The organism is Xanthomonas hortorum pv. cynarae, from assembly GCF_002939985.1.
Classification (GTDB): domain Bacteria; phylum Pseudomonadota; class Gammaproteobacteria; order Xanthomonadales; family Xanthomonadaceae; genus Xanthomonas; species Xanthomonas hortorum_D.
Genome location: NZ_MDFM01000007.1, coordinates 93,552 through 106,661 on the forward strand (window position 1 = coordinate 93,552; position 13,110 = coordinate 106,661).

The window sequence follows — 13,110 nt, forward strand, 5'->3', positions numbered from 1 at the left end:
CCTGTTCCTCCTCCGGCTTCGAGCAGCGATTTCAGCGACCAACCACGCCGCAAGCTGCCCAAGCAACCGGCTCGCCATCGGCTCGGCTACCCTGCACGCATGACCGAACATCTCACTGACCTGCCCTCCGCCGTGCAGCGGATCCTGCAACGTATCGAAGGCCCCTTGCGCGTCGGTGCGCCGCTGGGCATCGGCAAGCCGCATCGGCTGTTGAACGCCTTGTATGCGCAGCTCAAGGACACGCCGTCACGACCGCTGGCGCTGTACACGGCGCTGTCGCTCAATCCGCCCAAGCCAGGTGCGGGGCTGGAGGCGCGCTTTGCCGCACCGTTCGTTGCACGCCATTTCGGTGACGACTTTCCGCGCTTGGCGTATGTCGATGCCATGCTGCGCGACGCATTGCCGGCGCATGTGCAGGTGGAAGAGTTCTACATGCAGTCCGGCGGCCTGCTGCACTCCACGCAGGCGCAGGCCGACTACACAAGTCTGAACTACACGCACGCCGCCGCGGCGGTGGCGCAACGCGCGCCCAACCTGATCGTGCAAAAAGTGGCGCGCGAACCGGACGGCACGCGGCTGTCGCTGTCGTGCAACAACGACATCACCCAGGACACGCTCGATGCGGTGCAGGCGCTCGGCCTGCCACGTCCGCTGTTGGTGGCGGAAATCGATACGCAACTGCCGTGGATCGGCGGTACTGCAGCGGTGGATGAAGCGTTCTTCGATCTGGTCATCGACCTGCCCGGCCCGTCGCCACGCCTGTTCGGCTTGCCGCGGCAGCCGGTCAATACCATCGACTACGCGATCGGTTTGTATGCCAGCACGCTGGTGCGCGATGGCGGCAGCTTGCAGATCGGTATCGGCACGTTGGCCGATGCGCTGAGCCATGCCCTGGTGCTGCGACACACCGACAACGCCACCTATCGGCGCGTGCTGCATGCGCTGGATCCGGAGCTGGAACAGCATCCTGCAGTGCGCACCAGCGGTGGTCTGGAGCCGTTCGCGATTGGCTTGTACGGCTGCAGCGAAATGCTCAATGAAGGGTTCAAGCAGCTGGTGGACAGCGGCGTGATCCGGCGCAAGGTGCATGACGATCTGCCGCTGATGCAGCGCATCGCCGACGGCCGTGCCGATGCTGCCGACCACGCGCGGCTGGCACGCGAAGGCGAGTTCCTGCACGGCGCGTTCTATCTTGGTTCGCCGGATTTCTACCACTGGCTGCGCACGCTGGATGCAGAGACCCGCGATGCCATCGGCATGCGCCGCATCAGCGAGATCAATCAGCTCTACGGCGGCAACGAAACATTGGAGCGCTTGCAACGTAACCAGGCCCGCTTCTTCAACTCGTGCATGATGGCCACCGCGCTCGGCGCGGCGGTGTCCGATGGCCTGGAAGATGGCCGCGTGGTCTCCGGTGTCGGCGGCCAATACAACTTCGTGGCGATGGCGCATGCCTTGCCGCAGGCGCGCAGTGTGTTGATGCTGCGGGCCACCCGCGATGCCGGTGCACACGCAGCGAGCAATGTGCGCTGGAACTACGGGCACACCACCATCCCGCGCCATCTGCGCGATCTGTACATCACCGAGTACGGCATCGCCGATCTACGTCACCAGACCGATCAGGACTGCGTGCTGGCGATGGCGGGCATCTGCGATGCGCGCTTCCAGGATGCATTGCTTGCCACAGCAAAGACATCGCGCAAGCTGCGTAGCGACCCTGCACTGCCTGCGCGCGCGCAACGCAATACACCGCAAGCGCTGGAACAGGCATTGGCGCCGTTTCGCCGCGACGGCAGCCTGCCGGACTACCCACTCGGCAGCGACTTCACCGAGGTCGAGCAACGCGTGCTACGCGCCATGACCTGGCTCAAACGCGCCACTGCCAGCAACAGCGCGAAACTGACGACGGTGTGGCGCGCACTGCTGTCACGCGATGCGAGCGATGCAGACGACGCTGCCTGCTTGCAACGCATGGCATTGGACACGCCACTCGGCATCGGTGAGCGCGTGCAGGCGCGGCTGCTGGCATACGCGTTGCGCAAGACCAGATCGCACTGAGAGCGGCTTTGCCGGGATGTGCCGAGAAACGATGTCATGGCGCGTTTATCGCGCTGTGACCCACGACGGCAACACTGCGGAAAGCGTTGCGTCAAATTTGGCCGGGATGATGGCGACCACCTTCTTTCCGACTTCGGTGCATGCGCTTTCTACACGCTTTTTCGGCTTTGAATCCAGGCGATGACAGCAAAGCGAAGCAATCGCGTGCCAAACGAAGCACTACGAGACACGCTGCATTTTTCGGCGTGTTGATGATGGCCAGCGTCACTTCACACGCCGCACCTCGCCTCACCGATCTGCAATACATCGGTAGCCACAACAGCTACCACGCCGGCTTTGCCCCCAGCGAAGCGGCACTGCTGAAACAACTGAACCCGGAATTGTTCGCAGCACTGGATTACCGCCATCCAGCGCTGACGCAACAGTTGGACGATGGCGTCAGACAGCTAGAACTGGATGTGTTTGCCGACGCGAACGGTGGCCGCTACGCGCACCCGGCCATCGTCGCGCAGATCGCCAAGGCCGGCTTGCCACCCGCACCGCCAAGCGCACCTGCCGGCGTGATGGACAAGCCCGGCTTCAAGGTCATGCATGTGCAGGATGTGGATCAGCGCAGCAACTGCCAACCCTTGATCGCCTGCCTGCAGGAAGTGCGCGCGTGGTCCAAGCAGCACCCCAAGCATGTGCCGATCTTCATCCTGCTGGAAACCAAACAGGCAGCGGTGAAGCTAAGCTTTCCGACCGTGCAGCCGGAGCCGTTCGATACCGCGGCGCTGGATGCCTTGGATGCCGAACTGCGCTCGGTATTTCAGCCCGACGAGTACCTCAGCCCCGATCATGTGCGTGGCACGGCGCGCACCCTCAATGCGGCAGTGCTTGCACACGGCTGGCCATCATTGAACCAGGCACGCGGCAAGGTCGTGTTCCTGCTCGACCAACGCGCGGCCGGTGCGAGCTACCTGCCCGGGCATCCGTCATTGCGCGGACGTGTGTGCTTCACCAACGCCGTGCCGGGCGAAGACGATGCCGCGTTTACTGAACTCAACGATGGCCCCGTCGAGAAGATCAACCAGCTGGTGAAAGCCGGCTATCTGGTGCGCACGCGTACCGACGCAGACCTGAAGGAAGCGCTGCACAACGACACCACACGCCGCAACAGCATGCTGGCCAGCGGTGCGCAATTGCTCAGCACCGACTTCCCCGCACACGAGCCGGCCAGCAACGGTTACGTGGTGCGCTTCGATGGCGATGCGGTCGCACGCTGCAATCCGCAGCTTGCGCACGCGCATTGCAAGGGTGTCGATCTCACGCATTGAGTCGGGGTCAACTCCTCGTCGCAATCTCCACTTCAAACACACAGACCTGTCGCAATGGAAGGCGTCGGCGATGCACGCCTGCGCCCGCGTCATCGGGCCGGGCACCCCACGTTCTCCAACTACGCGAGCCAACTGCATGCAGCCCCCCCGCACTTTCCATCGTCTGACCTGCGCCATTGCGCTGGCGCTGTCCGCACCTGCGTTTGCCGAGACTCCTGAGCCCGCTACCACCACATTGGATTCGGTCAACGTGCAGGCCAAGCACGCTGCCACACCGGGATCGCTCAACGAACAGCGCCTGTCCAGCAGCGTCAACAGCGTGATGAGCAAGCAGCAGATCGATGCCATCCCGTCGGGCGGCATCGCCGATGTCGTGTCGCACATGCCGGGCCTGTCGGCATACAGCGACATGCATCTGGGCCAGGCCACCACCGGCGAGAACGCTTACGTCAGCATCCGCGGCATGGATGCCAGCTACAACGCCTACATGCTCAACGGCTTCGGCATGCCCGAGACCGATTCGTCCACGCGCGCGATCTCATTGAACATGCTGGCCCCGTTCGGCATCCAGTCGGTGCAGGTATCGAAATCGCCCCCACCCGACATGCCGGGCGATTCGATCGGCGGTGCGATCGACATGCGCACGCCTAACGCCTTCGACTTCGATCGCGACGTCTATGCCAAGACCACCGCGCAAGGTCAGTTCAACGCGCTGGCCTCCGACCTGGGCGGCAAGGACACCGGCGGCACCTTCCAGCAGGAGCTGGCCTGGAAGTTTGGCGACGGCCATGCCTTCGGCGTCTACGCATCGGCCTATTACGGCAAGAACAACAACATGGCGCAAGCGCCGGCGCCCAACAGCAAGTACGTGCCGGCCGATCCTGCATTCGCCAGTGCAACGGACCTGCGCGAGGTCGGTCCATTGATCAGCACCCGCTACAAGTACAGCCTCTACACCAGTCAGATCGAACGCTATGGCGGCAATCTCTCGCTCGATTGGCAGGGCGACAACAGCGCACTCTATGCGCGTGCCATCTACGGCAGCTACGGCGTGACCGGGCAGCAGGATCAGTCCAGCGCACGCCTGGAGACCTATCGCAACCAGCCCACCGCCGTGCGCGGCGGCTACTTCAACACGCACGATATCGACGAGAAGCTGGCAACGCTGCAACTCGGTGGCCAGACCACGCTGGATCGCTTGCGCTTCGACTATGGCGCTTCCGTCGGTCGCGGCACCCGTAGCCGTCCGGACTATGTGTCGGCCAGTCTGTATGGTTTCACGCCCGGTAGCTTCGCCTTCGACCTCAGCAACCCTCGTTATCCGAGCATCGCGCCAAGCTCGCCTGCATTGCAGGACTTCTTCTACAACCTGGATTCGTCGCTGTTGTGGAAGGTGCAGGGACATGACGCCGGCAGTCACGACAACCGCGTCAACGCGCACACCGATATCACCTACCAGGTCGATGGCGATGTGCTGGACAGCGTCAAAGTCGGCCTGTCTGCCGATCACTCCGACCGCGGCGCCTATGATCATCCGTTTTTCCACAAGGACGGCAACTTCGTCACCAATGGGCCTTATTTTGGCGGGCCGAATTACGCGTTTCCCACTGCTGGCGGCCCGCCGCTGAGCGCGATCCCGGGACGTGTCACCAATAACGCGTTCGATGGCCGTTACGCAGGCCCGTTCAAACTGCTCAACCGCAACTGGATGCTCGCGCAGGCGTTGCCTTACAAGTACGTCAACGATCCCAATGGTGCAGGCGTCTATACGGCCAACGACTACAACGCCAACACCACCTCCAGCACCGAGGCGATCTATTCCGGTTACGCGATGGCCGCGCTGCATATCGGTTCGGTGAGCGTGCTGCCCGGTGTGCGCTACGAGCTGACGCGCTACTCGGCCCAATCCTGGCAATCCAGCGGCGATGGCAGCACCGGCAGTTTCGTCGGCACCGGCAGCACGTATGGGCAAGTGTTGCCGGGCATCAGCGTCAACTATCGGCCAGACGATCTCACCGTGTACCGCGCTTCATTGCGCCGCAGTTTCAGCCGCCCGGCGTTCGGCCTGATTTCCGGCGAGACGGTGTACACCATCGACGACACCCAGCAGGTGGTCGGCATCTCCAAGCCCAATCCCGATCTGCATCCGAGCAAGGCCGACAACGCCGATCTCTCCGCCGAATTCTACGACCACAACGGCGGCGTACTCAGTGCATCGACCTATTACAAACGCATCACCGGCTTCATCTATACCTCGCAATCGGCGACCAGCAACGACAACACGCTGGGCGGCCTGGTACCGACCGGCACCACGTTCGAAAACGGCGTGCCGGTGACGATGCCGCAGAACGGCGGCACCGCCAAGCTCTATGGCCTGGAGTTGGCGGCGAGCAAGCGCCTGCAGGACTTGCCGGGCATCTGGAGCAATTTCGGCGTCACCGCCAACCTCACGCTGCAACACAGCCAAGCAGACAGCAAACGCAGCGATCAACCGGAAAAAACCTGGCTGCCGCGCGCGCCAGAGCGCATCTACAACCTGGATCTGTTCTACGACGATACGCATCTGCGCACCGACCTGAGCTACAACTACACCGGCCTGCAATTGCTGGGCTTGACCAGCGACCGGCTCAACTACTATCTGCAACCGGTGAAGTCGTTGGACTTCAATGCGACCTACCATTTGCCGCACCATATCGATGTGGGTGTGTCGGCCAAGAACCTGCTCAATGCGGCAACGTTCTACGAAACGCAGGGCAAATCCAAACGCTACATGGCCTACGATCCCGGCGCCGATGGTGCGTATGTACAAACCGGCCGGGTGTACATGCTGACGTTGGGCTATACCTACTGACGGCAGACCTGCAGACAGATGCGGCACGATGTCTGCAGAAGCAAAGACCAGGTTTGCGCTGATCCAATCGATCGCCTGACTGACATACAGGCGATCGATTGTTGCGCGGTGCAAGACTCCCTCCACCGCCCGGGTAGACGCATGAGCAGCCGGCGGACGCGTCGAATCGGCAACTGCGCGGAGGCGAGATAGCAGGTATCCACTTCTGACCCGCATCGATACTGCGTTCTCAGTCAGTCCCGGTGCAGCCATTTCACGCAGACCACGCAGGCAGCTCGGGCAAGGTGCGCGCATGCCTCTTTCGGACCTGCTCATGCCCTCACGCTCCTACGCTCGCGCCTGCCTGCTCACTCTCGCCCTGAGCGCTTCATTGTCTGCATTGGCGCAAGCGCCGCAGCCCGCCGCTGCACCTGCACCTGCACCTGCAGCAACGCCTGCGGCGAAAGTCGTGCCGAGTGGCCCGCGTTCGGATCTGCATGCACAGGTACTGCTGGATCGCGCGCATTTTTCGCCGGGGCAGATCGATGGCGAGCGCGGTTCCAATCAAAAGCGTGCCGTCTCCGGGTTTCAGGCCGCGCACAACATCAAGGTGACCGGTGAGCTGGATGACGCGACCTGGCAGGCCTTGCAGGCCGACGCCACGCCGGCGCTGGTGCAATACACGCTCACCGCTGCCGATGTCGCCGGACCGTTCCAGCCGATTCCCAAGGGCCCGGCCGAACAGGCCAAGCTGCCCTCGCTCGGCTACACCTCGGTGGATGAGGCACTGGGGGAGCGGTTTCATGCCGACCCCGAACTGCTACGCCAACTCAACCCCGGCGTGGACCTGAGCAAGGCCGGGGGTGTGATCCAGGTTCCCAACATCGACGGTGTCCCGCCACTGGCCAAGCCGGCCAAGCTGGTGGTCGACAAGTCCGAGTCGACGCTGCGCCTGTTTGATGCCGACGGCAAGGTCTATGCGCAGTTCCCGGTGTCTTCCGGCAGCAAGCACGACCCGCTGCCGATCGGCCGCTGGAAGGTCCTGGGCGTCGCGCGTGATCCGGTGTTCAAGTACAACCCAAAGCTGTTCTGGGACGCGAAAAAGGGCGATCAAAAGGCGACCTTGCCGTCGGGTCCGAACAATCCGGTCGGCCGCGTGTGGATCGACCTGTCAAAGCCGCATTACGGCCTGCACGGCACGCCGGAACCCGGCCATGTCGGCAAGACCGAATCGCATGGCTGCGTGCGCCTGACCAACTGGGACGTGGTCAATCTGGCCAGCGTGGTCGGCCCGTCCATGCCGGTGGTGATGCAGGAGTAAGCATGAAACTGCTGATGATGCTGGTGGTAGGTGTGTTGCTGGGTGCAGCCGGCTATTGGTGGCTGGAACGTGAGGCGCCGCAGGCGGCAGTAGAGCCAGCGCCCACTGCTGCACCCGTGGCAACACAGCGCGACGCGGCGCATGCCGAACTGGCATCTGCTGCTCCGGCGGCCGCGCCACCGCCAGCCCTTGCCGCTGCGCCGGCAACCGCTGCGGCGCCAGCCAATACGCCTGCGGCAGCAACGCCCGTGCCACCAGCTGACGCCGCAGTTTCAGGTGCTGGCTTGTTGATTCCGGTACAAGGCATCAGCAGCAGCCAGCTGCAGGACACTTTCACCGACGCACGCAGCGAAGGCCGCGTGCACGATGCCATCGACATCCTCGCACCCACCGGAACAGCGGTCCTCGCAGTGGCAGACGGCACGGTCGAGAAGCTCTTCAACAGCGAACGCGGCGGCCTGACGCTGTATCAGTTCGACCCGAGTGGCACGTATTGCTACTACTACGCGCATCTGGAGCGCTACGCCGATGGTCTGGCGGAAAAACAGCCGATCAAGCGCGGCCAGATCATTGGCTATGTGGGCAGCACCGGTAACGCAAATCCTGCGGCACCGCATCTGCATTTCGAGATCCATCGCCTCGGGCCGGAAAAAGAATGGTGGAAGGGCGAAGTCGTGAATCCGTATCCCGTCTTGCATGGCGATCAGACACTGCAGTGATGCACTGATGCGGTGGCGTACACAAAGGCCTGCGCGTCATGCGCAGGCTTTTGTACTTAAATCAACATCCCACCAGACACCTCGACGCGCTGCGCATTGATCCAACCGGTGCCCGGTGCCAGCAATGCAGCCACCACCGGCCCGATATCGTCCGGCAGCCCAGGGCGGCCTAATGCAGTGACCGAGGAAACCATCGCGTTGACCTGCGCGTTGTCACGCACGCTGCCGCCATTGAAGTCGGTTTCGATCGCACCCGGTGCCAGCGTATTGGCACGGATGCCACGCGCACCCAGCTCTTTGGCCAGATAGCGGGTGAACACTTCCACGCCGCCCTTCATCATCGCGTAGGCCGACGAACCCGGCAGTGCAAAACGTGCAAGGCCGCTGGACACGTTGAGGATGCGTCCGCCATCGGCAATCAGCGGCAACAACGTCTGGGTCAGAAAATACGGGCCTTTGAGATGGATGTTGAACAGCGCATCGAATTGCGCAGGCGTGGTCTCGGCAAGGGGCGCATGCAAGCCGGTGCCGGCGTTATTGACCAATGCATCGAAGTGGCTGCGACCCCAACCACTCAACACCTGCTTCAATTGCGCTGCAAACGCAGCGAAGCCCTCGACATCGGCGACATCCAGCTGCAGTGCATGCGCGCGACGCCCCAGCTTTTGAATGTCTGCGACGACTGCAGCAGCCTCGCCTGCTTCGCTGCGATAGGTCAGCACAATGTCGCTGCCGTCGGCAGCGAGCGCGAGCGCGGCGTTGCGGCCCAGGCCACGGCTGCCGCCGGTGATCAACGTGATGGGGGTGGTGTTCGACATGCTGTACTCCGGGGGTGAGGGATGATGCCGAGAACGACCGCAGGCCTGTAAGGATGTCAGGCGCCTCGGTGCCTGGCATTGGTGTCTGCCAGTGATGTTGTAGCGCGCGTTTGCGCGCCAGCCTGCGACGGTATGGGTATCGCGTCGTTGCAAAGACTATTGCGCTTGCCGCGCCGCATAAATCAGCTCAGGCTGATTGCACCGTTCAAGAGTGTCGACCAATCGATGGACACCATGGAGTCGTTGCGCGCATTCCTGCGTGTGGCCGAGCTCGGCAGTTTCACTCGCGCCGGCGAAACCTTGGGCCTGCCCAAGGCCAGCGTCTCCACTGCCGTGCAACGGCTTGAAGCGTCGCTCGGCACCCAGCTGTTGCATCGCACTACACGCCGCGTGCAACTTACTGGCGACGGCACCGCGTTCTATCAGCGCAGCCGCGATTTGCTCGATGACATGGACGAGTTGCAAGGCATGTTTCAGCGCGACCGTGGCCAGTTGCGAGGGCGCTTGCGGGTGGACATGTCGTCCGGCATTGCGCGCAATTTCGTGATTCCCGCCTTGCCGGTATTTTTGGCACTGCATCCACAACTGGAAGTGGAGATCAGCGGCACCGACCGCCGCGTGGATGTGGTGCGCGAAGGCTTCGATTGCGTGTTGCGCGTGGGCACGCTCGAAGACACCAACCTGGTCGCGCGACCGCTCGGCGCGTTTCGCATCATCAACTGCGCCAGCGCGGATTACCTGACGCGGCGTGGCATACCGCGCTGTCTGGACGATCTGGCGCAGCACGATCTGGTGCATTACGTCACGACGCTGGGCCAGCGGTCGCCCGGCTTCGAGTACCACGACGGGCAGACCTATCAACTGCTGCCAATGCGCGGCCCGGTGACGGTCAACAACGGCGATGCCTATCTTGCTGCCGCATTGGCGGGCCTGGGCATCATCCAGGCGCCGGCCAGCCCGTTACGTGCGCACCTGGATAGCGGCGCCTTGATCGAGGTGCTGGCCGCCATCGCGCCCGAACCGATGCCGGTCACGCTGCTCTACGCGCAGCGTCGCCACCTGCCGCAACGCGTGCGCGCGTTCATGGATTGGGTGGCAGAAGTGATGGCGCCGCATCTGGAACCGCTATAGCCCTGGGCCACAGTCGATGCGATTGCCGGCACGCCTTCGCGTGTGCGTGTGCGTGTGCGTGTGCAGGCAAGTCTATGCAACGTGCCGACACTTGCGGGAAAGGCTTCCGCTTGCGCGCCGGGTCGGCACCACCGAAGCAAACTGATGTCAGCACGCAGCGCAGGCGGTAGAAAGCGCAGCAGATCTACGATCACCCAGAAGGGATGCAGACACAAAAAAAAACAGGCACCTTTTGAAAGGTGCCTGCATCCTTGCAACAACAGGCCAGGCGCTGAAATCGCGCCCAGCCTGGTCTGCGATCAGAACGTGTAGTTGAAGGTCAGCATGCCGTTGCGCGATGCGCCCAATGCGCCATAGCCGCCGTTGAACTGCGAGTAATAGCGCTTGTCGAGCAGGTTATCGACATTGAGCTGCACCGAAAACTGTGGCGACAACCGGTAGCGCGCGAATGCACTGACCAGTGCATAGGCACTCTGCTGGAAGGTGCCGTAGACCGGGTCCACATAGTACGAACGGTTCTGCCAATTGACGCCGCCGCCCACCGTGAGATCGCTCCACGCACCTTGCGGGGTGTAGCTATTGAACAACTTGATGGTGGTGCGCGGCAGATGCGTATTGATCGACGTACCGCTGTCGTCACGGGCGGTGTAGTGCGAGGCACCGAAGGTGGTGTTCCAGCCAGCGGTCACGCTGCCGGAGATCTCGAAATCGAAGCCTTCGCTCACCACGCCGTTGGCGGCCTGATACGCCGATTCGCTGCTACCGGGGACGAAGCCGCCGGTGGCAACGCCCAGGTTGTCCTGCTCGATGCGAAACACCGCAAGCGAGGCGTTGAGCTTGTCGTCGAACCACGCTGCCTTGATGCCTGCTTCGTAGCCCTTGCCGCTCAACGGATCCAGATAGCCGCCATTGGCATCGCGCAGGGTCTGCGGATTGAAGATTTCGGTATAGCTGACGTAGGTCGACCACACATCGTTGATGTCGTACACCAGGCCGGCGTACGGGGTGACTTCGGTCTGGGTGTCGGAGAACGGCACCAGGCCTTGCGTCGTCGAATCGAAGTTGCGGCCATCGATCTGCCAATCGGTATAGCGCGCGCCCACCAGCAGCGTCAGCGGATCGGCCAGCGAGAACCGTGCGGCCACGTAAGCGGCCTTCTGCTTGATGGTGCCGTCGCTCTGCACCGTGCGCGGGCTCCAGTTGGGTTCCGGGTACGCGCCGGTCCAGCCGAAGTAGCTGTCCAGCGGCGCCGGGAAATCGAAGGTGCCGTTGTTGACGTATTCGCGGCGGTTGTAGCTGGCGCCGGCCACCAGATGATGCTCGCGGCCGAACAGCTGGAACGGGCCTTCCGCATAGACATCGCCGCCATCGGCCTTGCGCTCGGTCAGGTAGTTGCCCGAATACGGCACCACGCCGCCACCGGTGGCGCGGTCGAACCCGAAGATCGTATAGAACGGATAGAACAGGTGATTGGCCGCTTCGGTCTTCTCATGGCTCAGATTGGCCTTGAGGTTCCAACCGTTGTCGAAGCTCTGCTGCAGGCTGGCGAAGGTGCGCTGCAGACGCGTATCCCAGAACGTCCAGTCGGCCGCCGGGTTAAACGAGCGGTCGTAGTTGGTGCGGGTGCCATCGCTGTAGAACAGCGGGAAGCCGCCCCAGGTGACATCGTTCGATTCCTTCTTCTGGTACTCGTAGCCCACGCTCAGCAAGGTGCTGTCGGTGAGGTCGGCATCGATGATCGCCGAGCCGATCTTCTTGCGCATGCTGTAGCGGTCCATATCCGACTCGCCATCCTGATACACGCCGATCACGCGCGCACGCACGGTGCCTTCTGGGCTCAGCGGCACGGTGACATCGGCCACGCTGCGGGTCTTGTTGAAATCGCCGCCGCCGACCGACACGGTGCCGGTGAAGTCGCGGCTGAGCGCGTGCTTGCGCACCAGATTGATCGAGGCCGACGGATTACCCGAGCCGGTGAGCAGGCCGGTGGCGCCGCGCACCACTTCGATACGGTCGTACAGCGCCACGTCCAGCGCCGAATCGCCATAGCTCCAGGCCTGCTCCATATAGGCCGGGATACCGTCGAACTGGTAGTTGTCGATGTAGAAGCCGCGCGAGAAGAACTCCAGCCGCTCGCTGTCGCTCTGCGCCACCGAGATGCCGGTGACGTTGTTGAGTACGTCGGTGATGCTCTGCAGGTTCTGGTCGTCCATGCGGTCACGGGTGATCACGGTGACCGACTGCGGAATCTCGCGCAGCGACAGGTTCATGCGCGTGCCGGCGGTGGTCTTCTCCACCGTATAGCCCTTGGCCTGTTCGCCCTGCACAATCAGCCGGTCCAGCGTGGTGACCTCGGCATCGGCGGCGGCAACGGGCGTATCGGCCAATGCCTGGCCAGCGGCCAGCGTGCACAGCGCAGCGAACAGCGCGCGTGGCAGGGCATGACGACGCGCGCCCATGGAAACATGACGCAACTCGGTACTACGGATCATCGGGAACTCCAACGCAGACGGAATCAGACCACGCGCTGCGAAGACGCCGCGCCGGCAACAAGGGGGAGGAAGCGGTGTGCCGTACCAGCGGCAGCGCGCTATTTTAATGGGAATGATTCACATTTTAAATAGCTGGGTTGACATTTTTTTAGCATTTGCTTGACATAAGCGAGCGCTACCTGGATGGGAGCGCATTTCGCAGGATCTGGTCCAGCGGAGATCAGTAAGGCGTACTTCGATGGTCTTTCTGCCCCGAGCAAGCAATTCCTGCTGCTGCCACACACCGGGCACGATCCCAACCCGCCGATGATGGAGGCACAGTTGAAGGTGCTGACCAGAATCCGCGCATCGGCGCTGGCCAACGACGCGCACTGACACGCGCAATGCCTCCGTTGCACGATGACCCATCGCGCATCGCTCACGAG

Annotated in this window: 8 protein-coding genes and 1 pseudogene; 7 read left to right on the top strand and 2 right to left on the bottom strand. The window is 62.8% G+C overall.

What is annotated here, in order from left to right; genetic code table 11:
- Positions 1–99: 99 nt before the first annotated feature.
- The 5 genes from XcyCFBP4188_RS06830 to XcyCFBP4188_RS06850 all read left to right on the top strand — a co-directional run bounded on the left by XcyCFBP4188_RS06830 (position 100) and on the right by XcyCFBP4188_RS06850 (position 8,244).
- Complete coding sequence (locus XcyCFBP4188_RS06830; RefSeq protein WP_104591831.1) at positions 100–2,058, top strand: acetyl-CoA hydrolase/transferase C-terminal domain-containing protein; 1,959 nt, start codon at positions 100–102, stop codon at positions 2,056–2,058.
- Positions 2,059–2,198: 140 nt separating this feature from the next.
- Complete coding sequence (locus XcyCFBP4188_RS06835) at positions 2,199–3,374, top strand: phosphatidylinositol-specific phospholipase C1-like protein (RefSeq protein ID WP_043911012.1); 1,176 nt, start codon at positions 2,199–2,201, stop codon at positions 3,372–3,374.
- A 136-nt stretch (positions 3,375–3,510) separates the two neighbouring features.
- Positions 3,511–6,225: a TonB-dependent receptor gene (locus tag XcyCFBP4188_RS06840; RefSeq protein WP_104591832.1), complete on the top strand. Its 2,715-nt coding sequence runs from the start codon at positions 3,511–3,513 to the stop codon at positions 6,223–6,225.
- 370 nt (positions 6,226–6,595) lie between these two features.
- Positions 6,596–7,525, top strand: coding sequence for a L,D-transpeptidase family protein (locus tag XcyCFBP4188_RS06845; RefSeq protein ID WP_046940583.1), 930 nt, complete (start codon positions 6,596–6,598; stop codon positions 7,523–7,525).
- Positions 7,526–7,527: 2 nt separating this feature from the next.
- The gene (locus XcyCFBP4188_RS06850; RefSeq protein ID WP_104591833.1) at positions 7,528–8,244 is read left to right on the top strand and encodes a M23 family metallopeptidase; all 717 of its coding nucleotides are present in this window, start codon (positions 7,528–7,530) and stop codon (positions 8,242–8,244) included.
- 56 nt (positions 8,245–8,300) lie between these two features.
- Here XcyCFBP4188_RS06850 and XcyCFBP4188_RS06855 read toward each other — a convergent pair whose 3' ends face one another.
- Positions 8,301–9,062 carry an SDR family NAD(P)-dependent oxidoreductase gene (locus XcyCFBP4188_RS06855; protein WP_167393508.1) on the bottom strand — a complete coding sequence of 254 codons (762 nt, stop codon included), beginning with the start codon at positions 9,060–9,062 and terminating at the stop codon, positions 8,301–8,303.
- 159 nt (positions 9,063–9,221) lie between these two features.
- On the opposite strand from XcyCFBP4188_RS06855, the gene XcyCFBP4188_RS06860 reads away from it, so the two are divergent.
- A complete protein-coding gene (locus XcyCFBP4188_RS06860; RefSeq protein ID WP_167387211.1) occupies positions 9,222–10,193 on the top strand; it encodes a LysR family transcriptional regulator in 972 nt (323 codons plus the stop codon).
- Between the two features lie 299 nt (positions 10,194–10,492).
- Here the strand turns inward: XcyCFBP4188_RS06860 and fhuE are convergent, their stop codons facing one another.
- Entirely contained in the window at positions 10,493–12,685 is a 2,193-nt protein-coding gene (fhuE, locus tag XcyCFBP4188_RS06865) for a ferric-rhodotorulic acid/ferric-coprogen receptor FhuE (RefSeq protein WP_104591834.1), read from the bottom strand.
- 210 nt (positions 12,686–12,895) lie between these two features.
- Here fhuE and XcyCFBP4188_RS23635 point away from each other — a divergent pair.
- Positions 12,896–13,060: pseudogene (locus tag XcyCFBP4188_RS23635) on the top strand (alpha/beta hydrolase); the annotation flags it as partial.
- Positions 13,061–13,110: the final 50 nt, after the last annotated feature.